This window comes from Sphingomonas arabinosi, from assembly GCF_036663715.1.
Taxonomy (GTDB): Bacteria; Pseudomonadota; Alphaproteobacteria; order Sphingomonadales; family Sphingomonadaceae; genus Sphingomonas.
Window position 1 is genome coordinate 75,348 of sequence record NZ_JAXOJN010000012.1, and the last position, 24,936, is coordinate 100,283.

Genomic DNA, 24,936 nt, shown 5'->3' on the forward strand with positions numbered 1-24,936 from the left:
GATGATGTATCGGTGGATCGTAGCGCTGGTGGCCGCGGCCTTATCGCTCGCGGTGGCTTTCTCATTGGTGTCCGCGCAGCCCGCCGACGTTCCGGTGCCGGACGTCGCGGTCGGCCGGTACGAGGCGACCGTTGCCGACGCCAATGCGACGATGCTGGTCGACCCGGCAAAGGCGTTGCCGAAGGCGGTCGTCGCGGAACGCTACGGCGCGCAGATCGCCAGCGAGCACGCGCGCGGCGTTGCGATCGCCACCGCGCAGTGGTTGCAAGGCGAGGCCCTTCTCCGCATCAACGACCCGGACAAGGCGGATCCGCTGATCCGGGGCGCGCTCGCGTCGGTGAAGCGCTATCAGCCAAGGTCGAAGCTTCACGCCGACCTGCTCATCTCGACGGGGTGGTTGGACAGCTATCAGGGTCATGTCGGCAGCGCGCTGATAGATTACCAATTGGCGTTTACCATCTATCGGAAACTTGGCGATCCCAGGGGGCAGTCGCGCGCGCTGGTCTTCATCGCCATGCTCTATACGCAGGCCAAGGAGCCTCAGACCGCCGACCGCTATTACCAGCAGGCGCTCGATATCTATCAGGGCGACGTCAATATCGCGGTGTCGGTCTATAACAACCGCGCCTTGGTCCTTGCAGAGGATCATCAGTATAAGAAGGCCGCGGAACAGTTCAAACTGGCGCTCGACCTCGCCAAACAGCTCAACAGCCGAAACCTGCTCCAACTGATCTACATGAATATCGCGCGCGTGCAGTTGGAGCTCGGCAATCTGACGCTGGCGGACCGGGCGATCGCGAACGGGCGGGCGATGGCCGACCCTTCCGATCCCAGTCTTGCCGGACGTCTGACGGCGATCGCGGCGCAATTGGCGTTGCAACGTGGCGACCTGCCGCGGGCAAATCGGTTGATCCAAAGCGCGCTGGTCGGGATCGATCCGAAGACGACGGGAACGTCGTACCGCGACTTCCACCAGACTGCGTATGACATCTTCGAGGCAACGGGTGATGCCGGGTCGGCACTGGTGCATCTCCAGGCGCTGAAGCGACTGGACGACGCCGGGACGAAGCTCGCCACCGATACGAAGACCGCGTTGATGGCGGCACGGTTCGATTTCGCGAACCAGGAACTGAAGATCAGCCAGTTGAAGGCGAGCGAACTACAGCGCGGCATCGCGTTCGAGCGCGCCCAGGCGCGAACGCAGCGTCATATATTCTTCGGAGCGGGTGGGGCGGTGGCGGTCGTGATCGCGTTGCTGGCGATCGGGTTGGTCACCCTTCGTCGCAGTCGGGACCAGGTCCGTGCCGCGAACGACGATCTCGCCATCACCAACAGCGCGCTAGGCAAGGCGCTCTCCGCCAAGACCGAGTTTCTCGCGACGACCAGCCATGAAATCCGGACCCCGTTGAACGGTATCCTCGGCATGACGCAGGTGATGTTGGCGGATCCGAACCTGTCGGCGGACATGCGCGATCGGCTGGGTGTCGTGCACGGTGCGGGAATCACGATGCGGGCGCTGGTCAACGACATCCTCGACGTCGCCAAGATGGAGACGGGCAACCTAACGATCGAGACCGCACCGTTCGACGTCTGCGCCACCGTGACCGACGCCGCGCGGATGTGGGAGGAACAGGCGCGGGCGAAGGGCTTGTCGTTTACGGTCACCCTCGATGGCTGTCCCTCGATGATCATGGGCGACGCCGCGCGGGTACGCCAGATCGTGTTCAACCTGCTGTCCAACGCGTTGAAGTTCACCAAGGTCGGGCACGTCGCGCTGAACATCGAGGTCGGCGACGACGATCGATTGCGCGTTGCCGTCAGCGATTCTGGGATCGGCATTCCGGCGGACAAGATCGAGGATATCTTCGAATCGTTTAAACAGGCGGATGCCGGAACGACCCGCCAGTTCGGCGGGACCGGGCTCGGGTTGTCGATCTGTCGCAATCTTGCGCGCGCAATGGGTGGCGACGTGTCCGTCAGCAGCGTCGTGGGGCAGGGCGCGACTTTTACCCTGGTCCTGCCGCTGGTCCGGGCCGACGCGGCCGTGGTCGATGCCGTCGAAACGGATACGCGACCGATCACGCTGGTCGTCGATCGCAACCCGATCACGCGCAGCATGTTCAGGACGTTGATGGCGCCACACGGCGGACCCGTCGTTTTCGCGGCAACGGTCGACGACGCCGTCGGTTACCTCGGCGGCGGCAATGTCGCTCGAGTCCTGATCGACGACGCGACAATTCGTAGCGACGGCAAAGCGCTGGCCGGTTTGTCGAGGATCGCAGACGCGGCCCGTGTCTCGGGTGCCGATACGACACTGTTATGGCCGGTCTCGGCCGAAGCCGAGCGTATCGAACTGCTGCAGACGGGGATCACGCGCGTGATCGCGAAACCGGTCACCGGCAGCGCGCTGGTTGCCGCCATGTTCGACGGATCGGTTTCGGAAAACAACGCAAAAGTGGACCTTGTATCGCATGCCGCATGAGGCGTAGAGGCCGCGTCATGACTGCAATGTATCTTCCGCCGATCGACATTCCGCGGAGGCGTCGGTGAACGTTTTGTTCATCGAAGACGACCGGATGAACCGCCGCGTCGTCAGAGATATGCTCGATGTCGCAGGCGTTGCGATGGTCGAGGCGGAAAGCGCGGAACGCGGCCTCGAAATCATCGACGAGCAGGATTTCGCGATCATACTCGTCGACCTGCGGATGCCGGGCATGGACGGCATCACTGCGATCGAACACATCCGCGCGCGTGGCGATGCAAAGGCGAGGACCCCGATCATCGTCGTCACCGCCGATATCGCGCCGGACCTGCGCGAACGCTGCCTTGGTGCCGGCGCCGACGAGGTCATCTTCAAGCCGGTCGCGATGGATTCGCTGTTCGACGCGATGGGCATGATCCTGGCCCGCGGTGCCGAGGGCGAAGGGCTGATCGCCTAGGCCTTGCCGTGATCGCCGCGTCCGAGCGCGGCGCCCAGCGATGCGGTCGCACTACCGCGCCTTGCCGGTTTCGGCTGCGAGGGGTCCGGCGACCAGCCTGTCAGGAACACGATCTGGAACGTCTCGTGGGTTCGGCCGCGATCGTCCGCCGCATCCGCGAACGCAGCGATCGTCCGACCGACCGTGCCCGACGCCAGTGGCTGGCGCTGCGCGAGTATGTTGCTGGCCGCCATCCCGCGCAGGTCGCCGAACAGTCGGCCGAGATCGCGGTACCCTACGTCGAGCGTCTCGACGTCGGCGACGGGCAAGGCGAACCCTGCGCGCATCAGCAGGTCGCCCGCGGATCGCACGTCGATCTGCGGGTGAAGCCGCGCGGCGGGGCGCTCGCTCTCCGCCGATCGCAAGGCGCCGCGCAAGGCGGGCAGGCTTCCCGCGCCGACGAACGCGCCCAGGAACAGGCCATCGGGGCGCAACACGCGGCGGATGAGGGACAGTGCACCGGGCAAGTCGTTCACCTGATCGAGTACGCCTGCGCTCACCACCAGGTCGAACGACGCGTCGGCGAAGGGAAGGCGGTCCTCGTCGGCCTGCACGCCGTTCGAGGTGGCGGCGAAGGCGAAGCCGGCATCGCAGCGTGCCACCCGCGCACCCGGTGGCGCGCCGAACGCACCGTCGAAACAGCCAAGATCGAGGATATCGGTAAAGTCCCGCGTCACCGCATCGAGCCGTTCGGCAATCCCGTCGAGCATCGTCGCCCGTACGAAATCATGCTCGGCATAGCGCGGCGCGGCACGGTCCCGGCGGGCGCGGCGCGCGGAGCGGTCGAAGATCTCGGGGGCGGAATTTTCTGAAACGATATCGGACACGTCTCCGCTTGTGCCGCGGTCGCGTGCCCCCGACAAGGGGGCAGGGCTGCGGCACGAGGGGGCTGGATGAGCATGTTCGCCCCGTTTCGCTATGTCGCGGGGCTCGCGTTGCCGCCGCGTTGTGCCGGGTGCGGCGTACCGGTCGCCGAAGATCATCGGTTCTGCGCGGTATGTTGGACCAGCCTGCGATTTCTCGGACCGCCGTGGTGCGCCGGGTGCAATCTTCCCTTCGCGTTCGACCGCGGAGAAGGCGTTCTGTGCGCGGCGTGCCTCGCCGAACCGCCGCGCCACGCCGGCGTTCGCGCCGCAGTCGCCTATGGACCGGTTGCGCGGGATCTCGCGCTAAGGCTCAAATACGGCGGGCGGATCGCGTTCGCGGACACGATGGCGCGCCAGATGAGGCGGCTATTGCCGGCTGATGTCGATCTGCTGGTGCCGGTTCCGTTGCACCGCTGGCGGATATGGGCGCGCGGTTTCAATCAGGCGGCATTGATCGCCGACGCGCTCGCCAAGTCTTCGGGCGTGGCGCACGATCGCGACGTTCTCGTCCGTCCACGCCGGACCATCGTGTTGCGCGGGCTCGGGGGTCGCCAGCGTGCCAAGGCCGTCTCGGGCGCGTTCGCGGTATCGGCTGCCGACCGGGTACGCGGGCGGGCGATCGTGCTGGTCGACGACATCTACACGAGCGGTGCCACCGCCGACGCCTGTACCCGGGTGCTGTTGAAGGCGGGCGCGCGGTCGGTCACGATCCTGTGCTGGGCGCGTGTCCTTTCGTCCACTGCCGACGATTGACAAGTTCGGACCGAGACCACATTTCCCCGGCTATGGCTAAAGTCGAAATCTACACCAAGGCGTTCTGTCCGTATTGCACGCGCGCGCTGAAGCTCCTCGCATCGAAGGGGGTCGAGCCCGAGCAGTTCGACGTCACGATGGGTGGTCCGAAAAAGGCCGAGATGGTCGAGCGGTCGGGTGGCCGCATGACGATGCCGCAGGTCTTCATCGACGGTAAGCATATCGGCGGATCGGACGACCTCGCCGCACTCGACGCCAGGGGTGGTCTCGACCCGCTGCTCGCCTGATGGCGAAGATCGGCGTCCTCCAGATGACGAGCGGGATTGATCCCGCCGTCAACGCGGCGACGCTGGTAAGCGCGATAGCCGAGGCCGCCGGGGCAGGCGCGTCGATGCTCTTCACGCCCGAAATGTCGGGGCTGATCGACCGCGACCGCTCGCGCGCGGCGGCCTCGATCGTTGCCGAAGCGGATGACCCGGTATTGGCCGCTGTCCGTGGCGCGGCGGCAGAAGCCGGCCTATGGGTGCACCTCGGCTCGCTCGCGGTCCGTCGCCCGGACGGCAAGTTCGCCAATCGTGGGTTCGTGATCGACCCGATGGGCGCCGTTCGCGCGCGCTACGACAAACTTCACCTGTTCGATGTCGACCTTCCTAGCGGCGAAAGCTGGCGCGAATCCTCTGCCTATGTCGGTGGCGACACGGCCGTCGTGATCGACACGCCGGTGGGAAAGCTCGGCACGTCGATCTGCTACGACCTTCGGTTCGCGGACCTCTACCGCGCGCTGAGCGATGCCGGCGCGACGGTCCTGTCGGTGCCGGCAGCATTCACCCAGCCGACCGGCGCCGCGCATTGGCACGTTCTGTTGCGCGCAAGGGCGATCGAGGCCGGGGCGTTCGTCGTGGCAGCGGCGCAAACCGGTGTTCATGCGGACGGGCGTGAGACCTATGGCCATTCTCTGGTCGTCGATCCGTGGGGCGACGTCCTGCTCGACGTGGGCGAGGCCGCGGGACTGGCGTTCGCGGAGATCGACCTTGCCCGCGTCGACCAGGTTCGCTCGCGTATTCCGGTGATAGCGCACCGTCGGACGATCCCGCCCGTATCGACCGTCGCGTGATCGTCTTCGATCTCCGCTGCGGCGGTGGGCATGTGTTCGAAGCCTGGTTCGGCTCCAGTGACGCGTATGAAAGCCAGCGATCGGCCGGACACGTCCGCTGTCCGATCTGCGACGCTGGTGCCGTAACCAAGGCGGTGATGGCACCGGCAATCTCGGCCAAGAGCAACAGCAGGCCGCCGCCGCCGACCCCGGAGGCGGTGAAGGCCGCGATAAAGATTCTGGCCACCCAGCAGGCCAAGGCACTGGAAACGTCGGAATGGGTCGGCACGACGTTTGCCGACCGCGCCCGTGCGATGCACCTCGGTGATGAGAAACAGGCGACGATCCACGGCCAAGCCAGTCTCGCCGAAGCCAAGGCGCTGGTCGAAGACGGCGTCCCCGTCGCGCCGCTTCTCCTACCGGTCGTTCCGCCGGGGAAAGCCAACTAGGTACCGCGCCTTTGGCGGAAGAGGTGGGATTCGAACCCACGGATGAGTTACCCCATCGCTGGTTTTCAAGACCAGTTCCTTAAACCACTCGGACACTCTTCCGCATCGCCGCGCTATCGCGCCGGACGGCCGCCTCTAAGCGGAGAGCGTCGCGATCGCAACCGTTGCGATACGCGTGCGACATGGGCGCAACCGATTGCGCCGACGGTCGGCCATCGGCTAGGCCGCGGGGCATGGACCTCGACGCGATCTCGCAGCATTTCTTCGACACGACCGACATCGACACGCTCGATCCTGATGCGCTGGAGGCGGGACGCGAGCGGGTATCGATCGCGTTCGGGACCGAGCGGGAGCCGGGGCGGAGGTTCGCGTTATGGGCCGTTCTTCGAGCGACGGGCCGTGCGCCTGCGCCGCACGTGGCGTTCAAGGACCCGCGTGAGATCCGCGCCGCCGAAGCCTATGCTGCTGCGATTGGATACGTCGAACGATCTGACGATTAGGGGGGCGATCAGGCTGCGCGACGTTCCAGCAGCGCGCGGTCGATCCGGCGGATCAGGTCTGCGATCTGCGGCCGGCCATAGCCTGGCGTCAGATTGCCGTGTCGCGGCGAGGCGCACATTTGCTTGCCGACCAGCGCGAAGATATCCTGCTTGCGTACCATCGATCCGCCTCCCTTCCGATCACGCAACTATGCCAGCCAAGCGTTAACCAAAGGTTCGGGACGGATTCGGATACGGTTAGCCGTTCGCACCGGTAAAACACGCAACGCACGAGGCGGTCCGGCGTTCTAGTCGCAGAGCGGCCGTAGCGCACGGTTCGCAGTGCGCGGGGATTGATCCACTGACCAGACTATCGCCGGTACAACCGCTCGTTCCTCCCAAAGGCTGGACGACCCTGGAATCCGTTCGCGCGCTGGCGGCGGACTGGGATCGCAGCAACGGGGAAGAGGCGTTTCCAGCCGATCGCGTGGCTGCCTTGCACGCCGCGGGCGCGCTCTCGGCCTGCGTCGACGTGTCGACACCCGAGCGTACCGACGCGCTGGTCGACGTGTTGCGCGCGATCGGTGGTGCCGACCTCAGTCTCGGCCGGGTGTTCGAGGGTCATGTCAACGCAGCCCAGCTCGTCTCGGCGTACGGTTACGACGCGCAGCGGCGCACCCTGGCGGACGACCTCAACGCCGGTTGCGTATTCGGCGTCTGGAACACGGAGCCTACGCCGGGCCTGTCGATCCGACAGGAGGGACCCGATCGGTGGACGCTCGATGGTCGAAAAAGCTTCGCGACCGGGGCGGGGCATCTCGATCGCATCCTGGTCACCGCGCGCGATGCGAGCGGCGGCAAGCAACTCGTGCTGGTCCCGATCGCGGACGAGACAGCACGCGCCGACAATAGCGGCTGGCAGGTCCGGGGGATGCGGGGCACGTGCAGCGGGCTGTTCGACTTCTCCGACATGCCGATCGGTCCCGAGGGGATCATCGGCGCGCCCGACGTGTACGAGACCGAGCCGCGATTCAGCGCGGGCGCGTGGCGGTTCACGGCGGTTCAGCTCGGCGCGGTAGAGGCGCTGGTGCGGCATCTGCGCGATCATCTGGTCGCGACCGGCAAGGCCGACGATCCGATCCAGCGCGCCCGGTTCGCAACCTGCCTGACCGAGACGCGCAGCGCCGGGCTCTGGGTCCGACGCGCCGCGCATCTTGCGGAGACCCAGGCGGCGGAGGCGATCCCGTTCGTGCTGATGACCCGCGGTATCGTCGAGGAGGCGGGGTTGAAGACCATGGAGGCAGCCGCGCGGTCGGTCGGCACCGCGTCGTTCTTTGCCGCCAGCAGGATCGACCGGATCACGCGCGATCTCGGCCTGTATTTGCGTCAGCCGGTGCCAGACCAGGCACGCGACCGGGCGGCGGCGGCATGGCTGGAGGACGACTGCTGGGGCGACGATCGGTGGTGGTAGCGCCAGGCCATCGCGCCTGGAGCAATCTCTTCCGTCGGGCTCGATCGATATCGGCAAGGACCGCGGCAAGGGAGGGCCCCTGGTTGATCCTGGCGCCGCATCCCGATGACGAGACGCTCGGCTGCGGCGCGCTGATCGCGGCGATTTCTGCACAGGGCGGGAAAGCCTATACCGCGTTCGTCACCGATGGCGCGGGGTCGCATCCCGATGCACCTGGCTGGAGCCGCAATCGCATTGCCGCATTGCGTCGGACCGAAGCCGCGGGAGCGTTACATATATTGGGCGGCGAGCGCGCGCTACATCTCGACTGGCCCGATGCGGCCCCCCCCAAGCCCTGCGACCCGATGTTCGAACGGACGGCGGATCGGTTGGCGGCGTGGTGCCGTGCACGAAATATCCGCCGGATCGCGGTCACCTGGGACGGCGAACCGCATTGCGATCACGAAGCCGCCGCTGCCTTGGCGGGCGCCGTCGCGGACCGAACTACCGTTCGCCTCTACCAGTATCTCGTCTGGGGCTGGACCGTCGCGGATGTCGCCCGGCGTATCCGCAATCGTCACGCTGTGTCGATCGATACCAGCGCGAAGCGGCCACAGCAACGCCGCGCGATGGCGTGCCACCGGAGCCAGCGCGGCGGTCGCATCGTCGGCGCCGCCGAGAACTTCCGTCTTCCCGACTTTATGCTCCGGTTGCTCGATCGACCGGCGACACTTTTGCTGGAGATACCCCGTGCGACGTGAACACTCGATCGATCCTGCGTATTTCGAAGCGCTCTACAAGGACAAGGGCGATCCCTGGGACTTCGAAACCAGCGAATACGAAGCCGAGAAATACGCCGAGACGCTTGCCGCCCTGCCGGCCGCTCGGTTCGATCGCGTTCTAGAAGTCGGGTGCGCGAACGGCGTGTTGACCGCACAACTCGGGCCCCGCTGCGAGACCCTGCTAGCGGTCGACGTATCGGAAACCGCGCTGGCCTCGGCTCGGGCACGGTGCGCGGACCAGCCGAACGTCACGATCGAACAGCGCCGCCTGCCCGACGAGGCACCCGAAGGCCGCTTCGATCTCGTGCTGCTGTCGGAGGTCGTCTATTACTGGGATAGCGCCGACATCATCCGGCTCGCAGGCTATCTGCGCGGTGCGGTGGCGTCAGGCGGGTATGTGATGCTGGTCCACTGGATCGGCGAGACCGATTATCCCAAAAGCGGGGACGAGGCCGTTGCCGAACTGCACGCTGCGCTCGACGATCGCGTCGCGGTCGTTCGCAGCGACCGGCACGAGGCGTACCGGCTCGATCTCTGGCGGCTGGAAAGTGCGGGTTAGGCGGATCAGCGACTGCGCTTCCCGGATTGCCAAGGGCAGCGTCGCGAAGCTCAACTGGTCTTGGACGCTCGCGACGGCGGGATCGAGCGCCGCAGCCACGGCATAGGTTTCATGCAACGGCGCGTCGATCGGCTGATCGATCCACCGTGCCACTGCATCAGCCATGCCGCCCGGCGCGCGACCCGAGATACGACATGACGTGAACACCCGGACGTTCAGCGGGTGACGCACTTGGCCGCCATGCGCGCGGATGCGGTCGAACAGGGCACGGTCCTCGGCCACGGACGGCGTGGGCGCCCCGCCGATCCGACGGTACATCGCGTGCGTGACCGCGATGCTCGCACCGCCTTCGTAGAAATGGCGCGGCCATGGATCGTGCACCTCCGTCCCAGCACGAGCGCGGAGATAATCGAGCGCGGTGTAATAGCGTCCGAGCTGGTCCAGCCGCCGCCGTGCCGTGGAACCCAGCGACGCTCGATCCGCCTTTAGCGTCAGCGCGCGTCCGGCCACGGCATCGTTGCCAGCATCGATATGCGCGACGATCCGTACGATCCAGTCGGCGGCAACGTTCGTATCCGCGTCGGTCGACAGCAGCAAGTCCGTATGATGGGTCAGCAGGTCCGCACCTGCATCCAGGGCAAGGCGTCGCGCCCAACCGGCGTGCCGAGCGCCCGGTAAAAGCGAAACGGCCGACCATGCAAGCGTTGCATGGCTCGGCCGCCAGGTCTTCAAAATTTCGATCGTCCCATCGGTACAATCGTTCGCCATTGCGACGATGACGACTTTGCCACCGAACCGCCCCGCCGCACGATCCAGTGCGTCCAGGCATTGGCCGAGATACTGGTCTTCGTTCTTGACGGGAATGGCCACCGCCACCGCACGCTGAGCGTACGGTGGCGACGACTTAGGCTGTATCGAAGCGATCAAGCCGCCTCGGGGTTTTCGAACGCAGCAGCATCGAGATCGACGTTCAGTTCGCGATCCCAGATACGCAACTTGCCGAGCGTCTTGAGGAACGCGTCAACGTCGCCCTTGCCGCCGAGCGCGATCACGCCGTCGTCCATATCCTCGTCTTCGATGCCGGCCTTTTCCAGGAACGGCTTCGCTTCGGCGTTGAAGCCGATGAACTTGGCATGCCCGAACGCATCGCTGACGAAGTCCTTCGCAGGCTTGTCCTTGCCGAGCTTCTTGGCACCGTCCGCCGACACGACGATCGCGACGGCATCGTAGAGCACCGACGGCGCACCATCGATCTTCTGCTTGCCTTCGGCGAGCGTTCCGTCGTCGAGCGTCGCACCGGCAACCTTCGGCGCGATGATCTCGTACGTGGCCTTCGCCGCGACGATACCATCGACCAGTGCCTGCACGATCGCGGCCGGTGCCCCGTCGGTGACGAGGATACCGAGCTTGCGCCCCTCGAAGGTGCCGGTGGTGTTCTTCACGATGCTGAGCGCATCCGAAGCAGGCAGATCGGTGCGGGGTTCGACCGCAGCCTTAGCCTTGGGCGGCATAGCCTTGAGGCCAAGACCGGTCGCGACCGTCTTTGCCAGCTTCTCGTCGATGTTGAGCAGATGCCCGACCATCAGTTCACGGATGTCGACCCGCTCGACCTTCGACAGCTCGAACGTCAGCGCATCGCCGATGTGCTTCTTCTCGATCTCGGTCTGGCTGATGAAGAACTGGCGTGCCTGGCTATAGTGATCGGCGAACGTCGCCGAACGGACCTGTGCCTTGCGCCCCGTCTCCTGCGACGGGAAGTGCTTGTAACCCTTGGTAGGACTCTCGCGAGGCGTGCCTTCCCAGCTGTTCGGCTCATAGTTCGCACGACCCTTGCGGGCATGCATCGCCATGTGGCCATCCTGCTGGTAGTTGTTCACCGGGATCTTCGGCGCATTGATCGGGATATGCGTGAAGTTGGTGCTGCCGAGGCGCTTCAGCTGCGTATCGAGATACGAGAAGTTACGCCCCTGTAGCAGCGGATCGTTGGTGAAGCCGATCCCCGGGACGATGTTCTGCGTGCAGAACGCGACCTGCTCGGTCTCCGCAAAGAAATTGTCGACGAGGCGATCGAGCTTGAAGCTGCCGATGATGCGGACCGGGATCTGCTCCTCGGGAATGATCTTGGTCGAATCGAGCACGTCGAATTCGAAATTGTCGGCGAATTCGTCGTCGAACAACTGCACGCCCAGATCCCATTCGGGGAAGTTGCCCTGGCTGATCGAGTCCCATAGATCGCGACGATGGAAGTCGGGATCGGCACCGTTGATCTTGACCGCTTCGTTCCAAGCGACCGACTGCAGGCCCAGCTTCGGCTTGAAGTGGAACTTGACGTAGGTGCCCTTGCCCTCGGCGTTGATCAGCCGGAACGTGTGCACGCCGAAGCCTTCGACGAAGCGGAAGCCGCGCGGGATTGTGCGGTCGGACATGATCCACATGACCATGTGCATCGATTCCGGCGTCAGACTGATGAAGTCCCAGAAATTGTCATGTGCGGTCTGCGCCTGCGGGAAGCCGCGATCGGGCTCCTGCTTGGCGGCATGGATCAGGTCGGGGAACTTGATCGCGTCCTGGATGAAGAACACCGGGATGTTGTTCCCGACGATGTCCCAGTTACCTTCCGTGGTATAGAACTTCGCCGAGAAGCCGCGCACGTCGCGGGCCAGATCGGCCGAGCCCTTGTTACCCGCGACCGTCGAGAAGCGGACGAACATCGGCGTCTGCTCGCCGACTTCGGTCAGCACACCTGCGCTGGTGAACTCTTCAAGGCTCTCGTTCAGCGTGAAGGTGCCATGGGCACCGTAGCCACGCGCGTGGACGACACGCTCAGGGATGCGCTCGTGATCGAAGTGGAAGATCTTCTCGCGGAAATGGAAATCCTCAAGCAGCGTCGGTCCGCGATCGCCGACCTTCAGCGAGTTCTGATCGTCCGAAACCGGGATGCCCTGCTGCGTGGTGAGCACGTCGCCGTTGCCGCTGGCGATCTGATGGAGTTCGCCGCCCTGGCCAACCTGCGTTTCGAACGTCGCGCCCTGCGGTGGCGTGCCGGTATCCTTGGCGATGGTCTTCGTCATGTACGGTCCTCGTAGCGTCTCAGGACCCACAGCGCGTGGCGGGGGGTAAGAGTTGCAACGAAATCGGTGGCTTGATGCAAATCAGCGCGATTGGGATGCGGTTGGTCGCCGTGGGGAGAAACTTGTTCCGGGGCGCGTTTAGCGGGCGATATTCCCAACGAAGGATCAGCCATGCATATCGACCTGACCGGCCAGGCCGCGATCGTCACCGGCGCGAGTTCGGGCCTCGGCCGCGCCTCCGCCATCGCCTTCGCCAAGGCCGGTGCAAAGGTCGCGATCAACTACAATAGCAGCGCGGACAAGGCGCACGAGGTGGTCGCCGAGATCGAGCAGGCCGGCGGCGAGGCGTTCGCCTGCGAAGCCGACACGTCGGACGAGGCGGCGGTCCTCAATCTGTTCGACGAGACGGTCGAGCGGTTCGGTGGCGTCGACATCGTCTTCGCCAACGCGGGCATGCAGAAGGATGCGGCCTATGCCGACCTGACGCTCGAAGACTGGAAGCGCGTCATCGACGTAAACCTCACCGGCCAGTTCCTCGTCTCGCGCGAGGCCGTACGCCGCTTCCGCAAACAGGGCGACCGCGGTTTCAGCCGCGCGATCGGGAAAATCCTGTTCATGAGTTCGGTGCACGAGGTCATCCCCTGGGCTGGCCATGCCAACTATGCCGCGTCGAAGGGTGGAAGCGGGATGTTGATGCGGACTCTCGCGCAGGAGATCGCCGACGACCGCATCCGCGTGAACGGCATCGCCCCCGGCGCGATCGCGACCGAGATCAACGAGGACGCGACTGCCGACCAGGACAAGCTGCTCGAGCTCATCCCCTACGGTCGGATCGGCGACCCCGAGGATGTCGCCCGTGCCGCGCTGTTCCTCGTCTCCGAGGCCGCTGACTATATCGTCGGGTCGACGCTCACCATCGATGGCGGCATGAGCCTGTATCCCGGTTTCCGCGATAATGGGTGAGCTTGGCGACAAGCCCGCCATACCCATCGCGGATCACGGCGCGATCGGTAACCTGGAGACGATCGCGCTGGTCGATACGGCGGGCACGATCGACTATCTCTGCTGGCCGTGCCTCGACAGTGCCTCGGTGTTCGCGCGGCTGCTCGACGGTGACAAGGGCGGGCATTTCTCGGTCGAGCCCGACCTCCCAGGCGCGAACCTCGTCCAGATGTACCTGCCCGAGACCAACATCCTGCTCACCCGCTGGATGGCGAACTCCGCGAGCATCGACCTCGTCGACCTGATGCCGGTCGGCAACGATGTCGAGGATGCGCCGCCGCGGTTGGTGCGGCGGCTGACCTGCACTCGCGGGGCGGCGACGATCCGCGTGCGGTGCGCGCCGCGGTTCGATTACGCCGCGGCGGGGTGCAACGCGTCGGTGACCACCAACGGCGCGGACGTCTCACGCGGGCGGTTCGATCACGAGTGCGGCCTTGCGCTCGCCTTGCACGGCGCGGCGTCGCTGGTCGCGGATGGTCGCGACCTCACCGCCGAGATCTCGCTGCGCGAAGGCGACACCGTCTCGCTGATCCTCAGCAACCCCGACGACGTCTCGCTCGATACGGAGGCGCTCGATGCGATCGTCGAGAAGGACATCGCCTATTGGCGGACATGGAGCCGCCAGTCGCGCTATCGCGGCCGCTGGCGCGAGACCGTCGAACGCTCGGCGATGGTGCTGAAACTGCTGACGTCGCGCCGCCACGGCTCGATCGCGGCGGCGGCGACGTTCGGCCTGCCCGAAGCGCCCGGCGGCGTCCGCAACTGGGATTACCGCGCGACGTGGATCCGGGACTCCTCGTTCACCGTCTACGCGCTTCTCCGGCTCGGCTTCCAGAGCGAGGCGGTCGACTTCCTCCACTGGACGATGGACCGCGCGCAGGCGTGCTCGAAGGGCCATCTCGGCGTCATGTACGCGCTCGACGGCGGCCCGATCGCCGACGAACGCGCGCTCGACCTTGCCGGGTTCGAAGGGGCGTCGCCGGTGGTCGTCGGCAACGAGGCCAAGGACCAGACGCAGCACGATATCTACGGCGCGCTGCTCGATGCGACCTATCTCGGCACCAAATATGGCGAGCCGATCGCGCATGATTCGTGGATGGCGATCTGCCGGATCGTCGATCAGGTCTGCGAAACCTGGGCCACGCCGGACTCTGGCATCTGGGAGGTCCGCGGGCCGAAGAAGCATTATCTTCATTCCCGGCTGATGAGCTGGGTCGCGGTCGACCGCGCGGTGCGGCTGGCGCAGAAGCGCTCGCTGCCCGCACCGCTCGTGCGCTGGTCGGAGGTTCGTACCGCGATCAACGAGGATATCTGGGCGAATTTCTGGGACGATGACCTTGGTCACTTCGTTCGCGCGATCGGCGATGCGCCCGAGGACAAGGCGGTCGATGGCGCGTTGCTGATGATGCCGCTGGTGCGCTTCATTGGCCCGACCGATCCCAAATGGCTCGCGACCTTGGAGGCGATCGGTAACGATCTGTCCGATGACGGGCAGGTCTATCGTTACAAGATCGATGACGGCTTGCCCGGGCGGGAGGGGACGTTCGTCGCCTGCTCGTTCTGGTATGTCGAATGCCTGGCGCGGGCAGGGCGGCTGAACGAAGCGCGCTGGAATTTCGAGAAGCTGGTCGCGCACGGTAACCATCTTGGCCTGTTTGCTGAGGAGATCGCGCAGGACGGCAGCTTCCTCGGCAATTTTCCTCAAGGTTTCAGCCACCTCGCACTGATCAGCGCGGCCTTTTACCTCGACCGCGCGCTAGACGATGGCGGGCCCAAGGCCTGGGCGTGACCGCCGATGCAATGAGGTGGCGATCATGACCCTCGGCATCGTAGGCAAAATCGCGTTCGTCCTGACGCCGATGATCGTCGCGGGCTGACCTTCAGGTGTTCCCCCGCGGAAGCGGGGGAACAGGAAAGTGGCGGCTTGGGGGCTGCGTTACCCCTCGAACAGATCCTTGAACTGACGAGGCTGCGACCGAAGATACTGGTTCGGCGCCTTCACCCTGCCGCCAAGGTGCGCCGCCGCATGCCAAGGCCAATGCGGATCATACAAGATCGTCCGCGCCAGCGCGATCATGTCCGCGTCGCCCGTGCCCACAATCGCCTCCGCCTGCTCGAAATCGGTGATCAGCCCGACCGCGACGACTGGGATCGATACCGCCTGCTTCACCGCTCGCGCGAGCGGGACCTGGTAGCTCGGCCCGACCGGGATCTGCTGAGCCGGGGTCGTTCCGCCGCTCGACACATGGATCGCGCTGCACCCACGCGCCTCCAGAGCCTTCGCGAACGCCACCGTCTGCTCTGAATCCCAGCCGCCCTCGGCCCAGTCGGTCCCCGACACCCGCATCGTTACCGCGCGATCCGCAGGAAACGCAGCGCGAACCGCGTCGAACACTTCGAGCGGGAAGCGCATCCGGTTTTCGAGGCTGCCGCCATATTCGTCCTCACGCCGGTTCGACAACGGCGACAGGAACTCGTGCAGCAGATAGCCATGCGCGGCGTGCAACTGAACCGCATCGATCCCGAGCCGCGCCGCGCGCACCGTCGTCGCCACGAACGCATCGCGCACCCGTGCCAGCCCCTCGCGGTCTAGCGCGACCGGCGCGTTCTCCTCGGGTAGGAACGGCACCGTCGACGGCCCCTCGGTCTGCCAACCATTGAGTTCGCCCGGCGCGATCTGGAGCCCGCCCTTCCACGGCACCTCGCACGATGCCTTGCGTCCGGCATGCGACAACTGGATCGCGATCGGCATGTCGGACCAGCGCCGCACGCTCTCGATCACGCCCGCCATCGCCGCCTCGGTCGCATCGTCGTACAGCCCGACGTCGCCATAGGTGATCCGCCCTTCCGGCAGCACCGCGCTCGCCTCGATCGTCAGCAGGGCCGCGCCGGACAGTGCGAGCTGGCCGAGATGAATCTGGTGCCAGTCGTTCATGCAGCCATCGACGGCCGAATACTGGCACATCGGCGCGATCACGATCCGGTTGGCGAGCGTAAGGTTGCCGACCTTGAGCGGCTCGAACAGTTTCGGTCCGCTCATGCGGCGATCGATCGGAAGGAGGAAGGCATGCGCATGTCCCTTGATCTGTGAGAAGGTGCGGCGAAACTCGCTGCTGGTTGCGGAACATAGGAAGCGACGGACGGGTTTCACGCCAAGGAATGCTGCACCGCGATAAAGCCGCGTCCGCAGCGAGACGATTACGACACGAAAAGGGTCTTCGCATTGCATCTACTGCCCGACACGCTCGACGCCGGCTCGGCCTATCCCCTTGGCGCGACCTTCGACGGCCTCGGCGTCAACTTCGCGGTGTATTCCGCCAACGCCGAAAAGATCGAGCTTTGTGTCTATGACGAGACCGGCCGTCGCGAACTGAAGCGGTACGCGCTCCCCGAGTGGACCGACGAGGTCTGGCACGGTTATCTCCCCGATGCGCAGCCGGGCCTCGTCTACGGCTACCGCGCGCATGGTCGCTACGCCCCCGAGGAAGGCCACCGTTTCAACCCGAACAAGCTGCTGCTCGACCCGTACGCCAAGCAGATGATCGGCGAACTCCGCTGGACCGACGCGATGTACGGCTATCAGGTGAAGTCGCCCCGTGCCGACCTGAGCTTCGACAAGCGCGACAGTGCGCTGACGATGCCGAAGGGTGTCGTGACCGACAGCCATTTCGACTGGTCGCGCGACGTGCGGCCCAACACGCCCTGGTCCGAGACGGTGATTTACGAGGCGCACGTCAAGGGCCTGACCAAGCTGTTCGAGGAAGTCCAGCCGTCCGAACGCGGCACCTTCGCGGCGCTTGGCAATCCCAAGGTCATCGATCACCTCAAGCGCCTCGGCGTCACCGCGCTCGAGCTGCTGCCGATCCACACCTATATCCAGGACCGTTTCCTGCAGGAAAAGGGCCTGCGGAATTACTGGGGCTACAACACCCTCAGCTTCTTCACGCCCGAACGCTCGTTCTTCGCGACCGACAGCCACAACGAACTCCGCCGTTCGATCCGTCGCCTCCACGCGGCGGGGATCGAGGTCATCCTCGACGTCGTCTACAATCACACCTGCGAAGGCTCGGAACAGGGGCCGACGCTATCCTGGCGCGGCCTGGACAACGCCAGCTACTACCGCCTCGTCAAGGACGATCCCCGCTATGCGATCAACGACACCGGCACCGGCAACACGCTCAACCTGACTAAGGCGCGCGTGATCCAGATGGTCGCGGATTCGCTGCGCTACTGGGCGACCAGCTTCGGCATCGACGGCTTCCGCTTCGATCTCGGGCTGACGCTGGGCCGGACCGACACCGGCTTCGATCCTGGTGCCGGCTTTTTCGACGTCCTCCGGCAGGACCCGGTGCTCGGCAAGCTGAAGCTCATCACCGAACCGTGGGACATCGGCCCCGGCGGCTATCAGCTCGGCAACTTCCCACCAGGGTTCGCCGAATGGAACGACAAGTACCGCGACACGGTGCGCAAATTCTGGCGCGGCGACCACGCGCAGCGCGCCGATCTCGCCGCGCGCCTGACCGGCTCGGCCGACCTGTTCGACCGTCGCGCGCGCCGCCCCTGGGCGAGCGTCAACCTGCTTGGCGCGCACGACGGCTACACGCTCGCCGACACGGTCGCCTACGAGGAACGCCACAACGAAGCGAACGGCGAGGACAATAACGACGGTCATTCGAACAACTGCTCGCGCAACTGGGGTGTCGAAGGCCCGACGGACGACCCCGCGATCCTCGAAACCCGCCAGCGTGTGATGCGCTCGATGCTGACCACCTTGTTTGCGTCGCTCGGCACGCCGATGCTGGTCGCCGGCGATGAGTTCGGCCGTACGCAGAACGGCAACAACAACGCCTATTGCCAGGACAACGAGATCAGCTGGCTCGACTGGGAGAAGGCGAAGTCTCCCGAGGGCAACGCGATGATCGACTTCACCGCGCGGCTGATTGCCCTGCGCCGCGAATACGCCATGCTGCGCGCCGGCAACTTCCTGTACGGCGAGGATACGCCGGCAGAGGGTCTGAAGGACATCGAATGGTGGGATGAGCGCGGCCAGCAACTTACGTCCGAAGACTGGGAAAACACCAACGGCCGCGCGCTGGTGATGCGTCGCGCTTGTGAGATGGAGTCGGGTGAGATCCAGGTCATCTCGCTGTTGCTCAACGCGTCGGAGGGGCCGCTGACCTTTCACATGCCGCCGCCCGAAGACGTCGAGCGCACCGTGCTGATCGACAGCAGCAGGCCCGACCAGGCCGCCACGCCGATCGAGAACAGCTACGAGCTTCCCCCGCAGGGGGCGGCGTTGCTCTCCTGGACGATTGCAGCGGCATGACCTGGGGACCGACGCTCGCCGAGGACGGGACCATTTTCCGCCTCTGGGCACCCGACCGCGACACCGTGACGCTGGAAATCGCCGACGGCCAGCCGGTCCCCATGACCCGCGAACCGGAAGGCTGGTTCAGCGCCAAGGAGTCGGTGGGGGCAGGCGCGCGGTACCGGTTCCGCCTGACCGACGACCTTGCGGTCCCCGATCCCGCCTCTCGCGTGCAGTCCGGCGGTGTCCACGGCTGGAGCGTCGTGGTCGATCCCGAAGCCTATACGTGGCGGACCCCCGACTGGCGCGGCCGTCCGTGGGAAAAAATGGTGATCCAGGAGGTCCATGTCGGCACGCTCGGCGGTTTCGCAGGCGTCGCGGATCACCTCCCGGTGATCGCCGAACTCGGCATCACCGCGATCGAACTCATGCCCGTCAACGCGTTCGGCGGGACCCGAAACTGGGGCTATGACGGCGTGCTGCCCTATGCTCCGGCCGAGAGCTACGGCACCCCCGACGACCTGAAAGCACTTGTCGACCGCGCCCACGAACTCGGCCTCGCTGTGTTCCTCGATGTCGTCTACAATCACTTCGGGCCCGACGGAAACTACCTCGGCGCCTATGCGAAGGGCTTCTTCCACGCCGGCGTCGATACTCCCTGGGGCGGTGCGGTCGCGGTCGATCAGGCGCCGGTCAACCGGTTCTTCGTGGACAACGCGCTGATGTGGTTGAACGAATACAGATTCGACGGCCTCCGCTTCGACGCTGTCCACGCGATCGCGAACGACGATTTTCTTGACGCGATGGCCGCCGAACTCCGCAAGAAGACGGCGGGCCGGCACGTCCATCTCGTCCTCGAGAATGAGGGGAACGACGCCGAGCGTCTTCACTCGGCGGCGTTCGACGCGCAGTGGAACGACGACTTCCACAACGTCCTCCACGTCCTGCTCACCGGCGAAACCAGCGCCTATTATGCCGACTTTGCCGACCGCCCTGCCGACCGCCTGGCGCGCTGCCTCGGCGAAGGATTCATCTACCAGGGGGAGGGCTCTCCCAACCATGACGGCAAGCCGCGCGGCAAGCCCAGCGCGCATTTGTCGCCGACCGCGTTCGTCGCGTTCCTCCAGAACCACGACCAGATCGGCAACCGCGCGCTCGGCGAACGGCTGACGTTGCTCGCCGACCACCAGAAGCTGCGCGCCGCCACTGTGTTGTTGCTGTTAGGTCCGCAGATCCCGCTGCTGTTCATCGGCGACGAGCATGGCAGCGAAAGCCCGTTCCTATTCTTCACCGATTTCCACGACGAGCTGGCGGACGCGGTGCGCGAAGGCCGCCGCAAGGAATTCGCCAAGTTCGCCGCCTTCGCCGACCCCGAAGCACGCAAAGCGATCCCCGATCCGAACGCACGCGAAACCTTCCACCAGTCGCGCGCAAAACCCGGCCCCGATGCGATCGGGTGGCAAGACCTCTACCGCAACCTGTTGAAAATACGTCACGATGCGATCATCCCTCGGCTGCGCGGCACGACCGCGATCGGCGCAGAAGCGATCGGGGAGGGGGCCGTCGTCGCCCGGTGGACGATGGCCGGCGGCGCGGTGCTCACGATCGCGCTGAACCTTGGCGATGAGGCTGTAGCGTTCCCCAAGATCGAAGCCGCACCGATCTTCGCCGACGGCGAACTCGGCCAATCCGGCAGCGTCGCGGTCTGGCTGGAACGATGAGCACCCTGCAAACGCTTGCGACCGCCGCCGGTCTGCAACTCGAATGGCAGGACGCCGCCGGTCGCCGTCAGACGGTGTCGGACGCGGCGTTGCGTGCGATCCTCGATCGCCTCGGCCACCCGTCCGCGAGCACCACGCAAATCGCCGACAGCCTCGCTGCGATGGCGTCCAGGACCGCGCGGGCGCCCCGCTTCCTGTCCGTCGACGTCGGAGATCCGATCCAGCTTGCGACGCCGCTATCCGGCAAGGCCGAACTCACCCTCGAAAACGGGACGCGGACGTCGGTTGGGATCGACCGGGGCGCGTTGAAGCCCATCGCGCACACCGGCTATCATCGTCTAGAAATCGGCGACGACGTGATCGATCTGCTCGTCGCCCCGCGCCGCTGCTACACGATCGCCGATGCCGTACCGGGACGCAAGATCTGGGCGTCCGCGGTCCAGATTCCCAGCCTACGCAGCGAGACTGCCAAAGCATTCGGCGACTTCGGCACACTCGCGGAGACCGCGCGAGCATTCGGCGAGCGTGGCGCCGACGCTCTGGCGATCAGTCCGACCCACGCGCTCTTCCCCGCCGACGCCGACCGGTACAGCCCTTACGCGCCATCCAGTCGGCAATTCCTCAACGGCCTCTATGCCGATCCGTCTGCGTTCGCCGGGACGGCGGACGACCCCGCGCCAGACCTGATCGATTGGCAGAGCGCGATACCCGCAAAGCTTGCACGCCTTCGCAAGACCTATGACCAAGATGCTCGACAACTTGGCAGAACCCTCGACGTATTCAGGCAGAAAGCCGGAGACGACCTCGAACGCCACGCCGAGTTCGACGCCCTCCACGCGCATTTCTTCGCAATCACCGGCGCGCGCGGCTGGCAGCAATGGCCCGCCGAGTATCACGACCCCGCCAGCCCGTCCGTCCGCCGCTTCGTCACCGAGCATGCCGAAGACGTCACTTCCTACATTTTCCTCCAATGGCTCGCCCGCCGCGATCTCGATGTCGCGCAAAAGGCGGCGAAGGAGGCAGGCATGGCGATCGGGCTTATCGCCGATCTCGCCGTTGGCATGGACCCGGGCGGCAGTCACGGCTGGAGCCGCCGCGGCGACCTGCTGACCGGCCTGTCGATCGGCGCTCCCCCCGATCCTCTAGGGCCAGACGGCCAAAGCTGGGGTATCACCGGCTTCGATCCGCAGGCGCTCCGCGACACCGGGTTCGCTCCGTTCGTCGCGACGATCCGCGCAGCCCTCGCGCACGCTGGCGGCATCCGCATCGACCACGCGTTCGGCCTTCGCCGCCTCTGGATCGTCCCCGAAGGCGCCTCCGCCGCAGAGGGCGCGTACCTCGACATGCCGTTCGACGACATGATGCGGATCATCGCAATGGAGTCCCAACGCGCGAAGGCGATCGTCATCGGCGAAGACCTCGGCACCGTGCCCGACGGCTTCCGCGAGGCGATGGACGCGCGTGCCATGCTCGGGATGCGCGTGCTCTGGTTCGAGCGTGATGCGGAAGGCTTCGTGCCACCCGCGAAATGGTCGGCCGACGCCGTCGCGATGACCGGCACGCACGATCTCGCGACGATCGCGGGCTGGTGGAGCGGCCGCGACATCGACTGGACGTGGGATCTCGGTCGCAAGTCCGATGCGGTCGACGAACCCGCAGACCGCGCCGCCCGTACCGACGATCGTGCGGCGCTGTGGTCGGTCTTCGACACCGGTACAGAGCAGCCTCTCCCCGAAGATACCGACCCGGTCGTCGATGCCGCGATCGCGCATGTCGCCGGTACGACCTGCGCGATCGCGATCATACCCATCGAGGATCTGGCCGGGTTGATCGAGCAACCCAATCTCCCAGGCACGATCGACGAACACCCCAATTGGCGCCGCCGCATGCCCGACACGACTGACGCTATCCTGCAACGCCCCGACGTCGCCACCCGCATCGCCACGCTCAACGCCGCGAGACCCGCATGACCCCCCGCGCAACTTATCGCTTCCAGTTCCACAAGGACTTCACCTTCGCCGACGCCGAAGCGCTGGTGCCGTATCTCGACGAGGTTGGCATAAGCCATCTCTACGCCTCGCCGATCACCACCGCCCGCAGTGGCTCGACGCACGGCTATGACGTCGTCGACCCGACCCGGATCAATCCCGAACTCGGCGGCGAAGAGGCCTTCCGCAGCCTAGTTGCAGCACTCCGCGCCCGCGACATGGGCGTCATCATCGACATCGTCCCCAACCACATGGGAGTCACAGGTGGTGAGAACGCGTGGTGGAATGATGTCCTAACACACGGTGAAGACAGCGAATTTGCGCGCTACTTCGATATCGACTGGCACGAGAAGCTGGTCCTCCCGATCCTCGGCGATCCGCTCGCCCAAACGCTCGCGAGCGGTGCGCTGAAGGTCGAGCAAGCCGACGGTCGTTATGTCCTCGAAGCGTATGGCGAACACCGCCTGCCGATCCGCGACGAGGATCAGGCTACCGCTGCGACGGACGACATCGCCGCGCTGGTCGACCGCCAGCACTACCGCCTCGCCTCGTGGCGCGTTGCCAATGACGAACTCAACTGGCGGCGTTTCTTCACGATCAACGACCTTGCCGGCCTCCGCGCCGAAGACCCGGTCGTGTTCGACGCCACGCATGCGCTCTATTTCCGCCTGTACGCCGAGGGACTGATCGATGGCGTTCGCGTCGATCACGTCGATGGGCTGACCGACCCCGGCGGCTATTGCCGCCAGCTCCGTGCAAGGTTCGATGCGATCGAGCGTTCTGCCGATGCGCCACCCGGTCCGGCCTATATCGTTATCGAGAAGATTCTTGCCGACGGCGAACCGCTCAGCACCGACTGGGGCGTCGACGGCACCAGCGGCTACGACTTCATGGAACAGGTCACCGCCTTGCTGCACGCCCCGGCCGGGGCCGAACCGCTCGCCAGATTATGGGCGGAAACGAGTGGCCGCTCCGCCGACTTCGCACCCGAGGAACTGCGCGCTCGCCAAGAATTGCTTGCGTGGCAGTTCGACGCGCAGCTTCGCCGCTGTGTCGAAGCTTTCGTGGCCTTGGCGCACTCTACGCCCGAGTGCGACGGGCTTACCCGCGGCATGCTCGACCGTGCGATCGAGCGACTGCTCTGGGTCTTCCCGGTCTATCGCACCTACGGGACGGGCGACGCCGCCCCGGCGGCGGACGCTGCGGTCCGCGAGACGGTCCGACAACGCGTCGCCCAGTTCGTGCCACCGGGCGAGGGCGCGGTGATCGCGCGGATTCTCGCATGGCTGGCGGGCGAGGGGCCCGGTGACACCAGGCTTGCAGCCGAGGCGGTGCGCGAGTTCCAGCAACTCTCCGCACCGATCGCCGCCAAGGCGGTCGAGGACACCGCGTTCTACCGCTACGGCCGCCTGCTCTCGCGCAACGACGTCGGGTTCGATGCGGCGCGTATGTCGCTGAAGATCGACGACTTTCACGCGGCAATGGTCGATCGCGCCCGTGATTGGCCGGCGGCAATGCTCGCGACCGCGACCCACGACCACAAACGCGGCGAAGACGTACGCGCACGGCTCGCGGTGTTGAGCGAGGTGCCCGACCTGTGGCGCGCGCGCGTCGAGCATTGGCTCGAACTGTCGGCCCCGTATGCGGAAGGTGTCGGTCCGGCCGACACCTATATGCTGTTCCAGACGCTGTTCGGCGCATGGCCGGCGAACCTCGACGCATTCAATGCCGAGGGGCTATGCGATTATGCCGAGCGGATCGTCGCGTGGCAGGAAAAGGCGTTGCGCGAGGCCAAGCTCCGGTCGTCCTGGGAGGCCCCGGACGAGGCGTACGAGAGCCGCTGCCACGATCTGGCCCGCACGCTGCTCGATCCCGAGAGGTCGGGGGCGTTCCTCTACGACATGACCGTGTTCGTGACGCGTCTTGCGCCAGCGGCGGCGGCCAACGGCCTTGCGCAAGTTGCGCTGCGCTACTCCGTTCCCGGCGTACCGGATCTGTATCAGGGAACCGAGGCCGCCGATTTGAGTCTCGTCGATCCCGACAACCGCCGCCCCGTCGATTACGCGTGCCTTCGGGCGTGGTCGGACGGAGAGACGCCGGCGAAGATGGCGCTGATCAAGCGGCTTCTCACGCTGCGACGGGAGCATCCGGAGGTGTTCGCGGACGGTGGCTACGAGCCGGTCGCCTTGACCGGCATCCGCGCGGATCGGGCCATCGCGTTTCGGCGGTTCGGCAAGCAAGCAAGCCTGCGCTGCGTCGTTCCGTTGCGCGGTGCCGAGCGCCATCTCGACCGGATCGACGTGCGCACTTGGTGGGGCGACACTGCGCTCGCATCCGGTGAGATGCTCGCCGATCTGCTCGGCGAACGCGCGCTATCGGTCGAGCTACTGCCCTAGGACGGCTGAGAGGTGGCTACCCCTGCTACAGTGTCAGCGCC

The 24,936-nt window shown here is 65.7% G+C and carries 20 protein-coding genes, 1 tRNA gene and 1 pseudogene; 16 read left to right on the plus strand and 6 right to left on the minus strand.

Translation table 11 applies throughout. From position 1 onward, the window contains the following. The first annotated feature begins 1 nt into the window (after window position 1). Entirely contained in the window at window positions 2-2,482 is a 2,481-nt protein-coding gene (locus tag U1708_RS16785; protein ID WP_332747085.1) for an ATP-binding response regulator, read from the plus strand. Window positions 2,483-2,546: 64 nt separating this feature from the next. Then, window positions 2,547-2,939 (plus strand): response regulator, encoded by a 393-nt coding sequence (locus tag U1708_RS16790; protein ID WP_332747087.1) that lies wholly within the window; start codon window positions 2,547-2,549, stop codon window positions 2,937-2,939. Here the strand turns inward: U1708_RS16790 and U1708_RS16795 are convergent. Further along, complete coding sequence (locus tag U1708_RS16795; protein WP_443030071.1) at window positions 2,936-3,841, minus strand: class I SAM-dependent methyltransferase; 906 nt, start codon at window positions 3,839-3,841, stop codon at window positions 2,936-2,938. The two genes, U1708_RS16790 and U1708_RS16795, sit on opposite strands and share 4 nt — an antisense overlap. A gap of 30 nt (window positions 3,842-3,871) precedes the next feature. Here U1708_RS16795 and U1708_RS16800 point away from each other — a divergent pair, with 30 nt between their 5' ends. The 4 genes from U1708_RS16800 to U1708_RS16815 are packed head-to-tail and all read left to right on the plus strand — an operon-like array spanning window position 3,872 to window position 6,139. Beyond that, window positions 3,872-4,597, plus strand: a complete 726-nt coding sequence (locus U1708_RS16800) for a ComF family protein (protein ID WP_332747091.1) — start codon at window positions 3,872-3,874, stop codon at window positions 4,595-4,597. A gap of 32 nt (window positions 4,598-4,629) precedes the next feature. Further along, complete coding sequence (gene grxC / locus U1708_RS16805) at window positions 4,630-4,884, plus strand: glutaredoxin 3 (protein WP_332747093.1); 255 nt, start codon at window positions 4,630-4,632, stop codon at window positions 4,882-4,884. Further along, on the plus strand, window positions 4,884-5,711 hold the full coding sequence (locus U1708_RS16810) for a carbon-nitrogen hydrolase family protein (RefSeq protein ID WP_332747096.1): 828 nt from the start codon (window positions 4,884-4,886) through the stop codon (window positions 5,709-5,711). Before grxC ends, U1708_RS16810 begins: the two co-directional genes overlap by 1 nt. Continuing rightward, window positions 5,708-6,139, plus strand: a complete 432-nt coding sequence (locus U1708_RS16815; RefSeq protein ID WP_332747097.1) for a DUF1178 family protein — start codon at window positions 5,708-5,710, stop codon at window positions 6,137-6,139. The genes U1708_RS16810 and U1708_RS16815 overlap by 4 nt, the downstream gene beginning before the upstream one ends. Before the next feature lie 12 nt (window positions 6,140-6,151). Here the strand turns inward: U1708_RS16815 and U1708_RS16820 are convergent. Beyond that, window positions 6,152-6,241, minus strand: a tRNA-Ser gene (locus U1708_RS16820). A gap of 131 nt (window positions 6,242-6,372) precedes the next feature. Between U1708_RS16820 and U1708_RS16825 the strand changes: the two genes are divergently transcribed. Then, complete coding sequence (locus U1708_RS16825) at window positions 6,373-6,639, plus strand: hypothetical protein (protein WP_332747099.1); 267 nt, start codon at window positions 6,373-6,375, stop codon at window positions 6,637-6,639. Between the two features lie 8 nt (window positions 6,640-6,647). Here U1708_RS16825 and U1708_RS16830 read toward each other — a convergent pair whose 3' ends face one another. Next, on the minus strand, window positions 6,648-6,800 hold the full coding sequence (locus tag U1708_RS16830) for a hypothetical protein (protein WP_332747101.1): 153 nt from the start codon (window positions 6,798-6,800) through the stop codon (window positions 6,648-6,650). Between the two features lie 305 nt (window positions 6,801-7,105). Here U1708_RS16830 and U1708_RS16835 point away from each other — a divergent pair, with 305 nt between their 5' ends. The 3 genes from U1708_RS16835 (at window position 7,106) to U1708_RS16845 (ending at window position 9,409) form a co-directional block, all read left to right on the plus strand. Beyond that, entirely contained in the window at window positions 7,106-8,089 is a 984-nt protein-coding gene (locus U1708_RS16835; RefSeq protein ID WP_332747104.1) for an acyl-CoA dehydrogenase family protein, read from the plus strand. Between the two features lie 83 nt (window positions 8,090-8,172). Beyond that, a complete protein-coding gene (locus U1708_RS16840) occupies window positions 8,173-8,829 on the plus strand; it encodes a PIG-L deacetylase family protein (RefSeq protein ID WP_332747106.1) in 657 nt (218 codons plus the stop codon). Further along, window positions 8,819-9,409 carry a class I SAM-dependent DNA methyltransferase gene (locus U1708_RS16845; RefSeq protein ID WP_332747108.1) on the plus strand — a complete coding sequence of 197 codons (591 nt, stop codon included), beginning with the start codon at window positions 8,819-8,821 and terminating at the stop codon, window positions 9,407-9,409. The genes U1708_RS16840 and U1708_RS16845 overlap by 11 nt, the downstream gene beginning before the upstream one ends. Before the next feature lie 507 nt (window positions 9,410-9,916). Here the strand turns inward: U1708_RS16845 and U1708_RS20855 are convergent. Next, window positions 9,917-10,285 (minus strand): annotated as a pseudogene (locus U1708_RS20855) (glycosyltransferase); the annotation flags it as partial. A gap of 47 nt (window positions 10,286-10,332) precedes the next feature. Continuing rightward, window positions 10,333-12,480, minus strand: coding sequence for a catalase (locus U1708_RS16855; RefSeq protein ID WP_332747110.1), 2,148 nt, complete (start codon window positions 12,478-12,480; stop codon window positions 10,333-10,335). Between the two features lie 171 nt (window positions 12,481-12,651). Here U1708_RS16855 and U1708_RS16860 point away from each other — a divergent pair, with 171 nt between their 5' ends. Both U1708_RS16860 and U1708_RS16865 read left to right on the plus strand, forming a co-directional pair. Continuing rightward, on the plus strand, window positions 12,652-13,443 hold the full coding sequence (locus tag U1708_RS16860; RefSeq protein WP_332747112.1) for a glucose 1-dehydrogenase: 792 nt from the start codon (window positions 12,652-12,654) through the stop codon (window positions 13,441-13,443). Continuing rightward, window positions 13,436-15,271, plus strand: coding sequence for a glycoside hydrolase family 15 protein (locus U1708_RS16865; RefSeq protein WP_332747114.1), 1,836 nt, complete (start codon window positions 13,436-13,438; stop codon window positions 15,269-15,271). The genes U1708_RS16860 and U1708_RS16865 overlap by 8 nt, the downstream gene beginning before the upstream one ends. A 147-nt stretch (window positions 15,272-15,418) precedes the next feature. On the opposite strand, the gene U1708_RS16870 is transcribed toward U1708_RS16865, so the two are convergent. After that, window positions 15,419-16,522: an NADH:flavin oxidoreductase/NADH oxidase gene (locus U1708_RS16870; RefSeq protein WP_332747116.1), complete on the minus strand. Its 1,104-nt coding sequence runs from the start codon at window positions 16,520-16,522 to the stop codon at window positions 15,419-15,421. Between the two features lie 183 nt (window positions 16,523-16,705). Here U1708_RS16870 and glgX point away from each other — a divergent pair, with 183 nt between their 5' ends. The 4 genes from glgX to treY are packed head-to-tail and all read left to right on the plus strand — an operon-like array spanning window position 16,706 to window position 24,895. Next, complete coding sequence (glgX, locus tag U1708_RS16875) at window positions 16,706-18,808, plus strand: glycogen debranching protein GlgX (protein WP_332747118.1); 2,103 nt, start codon at window positions 16,706-16,708, stop codon at window positions 18,806-18,808. Continuing rightward, window positions 18,805-20,511: a malto-oligosyltrehalose trehalohydrolase gene (gene treZ / locus U1708_RS16880; protein WP_332747120.1), complete on the plus strand. Its 1,707-nt coding sequence runs from the start codon at window positions 18,805-18,807 to the stop codon at window positions 20,509-20,511. The genes glgX and treZ overlap by 4 nt, the downstream gene beginning before the upstream one ends. Continuing rightward, the gene (gene malQ, locus U1708_RS16885) at window positions 20,508-22,481 is read left to right on the plus strand and encodes a 4-alpha-glucanotransferase (protein ID WP_332747122.1); all 1,974 of its coding nucleotides are present in this window, start codon (window positions 20,508-20,510) and stop codon (window positions 22,479-22,481) included. Before treZ ends, malQ begins: the two co-directional genes overlap by 4 nt. Further along, complete coding sequence (gene treY / locus U1708_RS16890) at window positions 22,478-24,895, plus strand: malto-oligosyltrehalose synthase (RefSeq protein ID WP_332747124.1); 2,418 nt, start codon at window positions 22,478-22,480, stop codon at window positions 24,893-24,895. The genes malQ and treY overlap by 4 nt, the downstream gene beginning before the upstream one ends. Window positions 24,896-24,936: the final 41 nt, after the last annotated feature.

What these genes read in the sequence shown, in the direction of transcription:
- U1708_RS16785 (WP_332747085.1), top strand. Translation starts at nt 2, where the DNA reads ATGATGTATCGGTGGATCGTAGCGCTGGTGGCCGCGGCCTTATCGCTC.
- U1708_RS16800 (WP_332747091.1), top strand. Translation starts at nt 3,872, where the DNA reads ATGAGCATGTTCGCCCCGTTTCGCTATGTCGCGGGGCTCGCGTTGCCG.
- grxC (WP_332747093.1), top strand. Translation starts at nt 4,630, where the DNA reads ATGGCTAAAGTCGAAATCTACACCAAGGCGTTCTGTCCGTATTGCACG.
- U1708_RS16810 (WP_332747096.1), top strand. Translation starts at nt 4,884, where the DNA reads ATGGCGAAGATCGGCGTCCTCCAGATGACGAGCGGGATTGATCCCGCC.
- U1708_RS16825 (WP_332747099.1), top strand. Translation starts at nt 6,373, where the DNA reads ATGGACCTCGACGCGATCTCGCAGCATTTCTTCGACACGACCGACATC.
- U1708_RS16830 (WP_332747101.1), bottom strand. Translation starts at nt 6,800, where the DNA reads ATGGTACGCAAGCAGGATATCTTCGCGCTGGTCGGCAAGCAAATGTGC.
- U1708_RS16855 (WP_332747110.1), bottom strand. Translation starts at nt 12,480, where the DNA reads ATGACGAAGACCATCGCCAAGGATACCGGCACGCCACCGCAGGGCGCG.
- U1708_RS16860 (WP_332747112.1), top strand. Translation starts at nt 12,652, where the DNA reads ATGCATATCGACCTGACCGGCCAGGCCGCGATCGTCACCGGCGCGAGT.
- U1708_RS16865 (WP_332747114.1), top strand. Translation starts at nt 13,436, where the DNA reads ATGGGTGAGCTTGGCGACAAGCCCGCCATACCCATCGCGGATCACGGC.
- U1708_RS16870 (WP_332747116.1), bottom strand. Translation starts at nt 16,522, where the DNA reads ATGAGCGGACCGAAACTGTTCGAGCCGCTCAAGGTCGGCAACCTTACG.
- treZ (WP_332747120.1), top strand. Translation starts at nt 18,805, where the DNA reads ATGACCTGGGGACCGACGCTCGCCGAGGACGGGACCATTTTCCGCCTC.
- malQ (WP_332747122.1), top strand. Translation starts at nt 20,508, where the DNA reads ATGAGCACCCTGCAAACGCTTGCGACCGCCGCCGGTCTGCAACTCGAA.
- treY (WP_332747124.1), top strand. Translation starts at nt 22,478, where the DNA reads ATGACCCCCCGCGCAACTTATCGCTTCCAGTTCCACAAGGACTTCACC.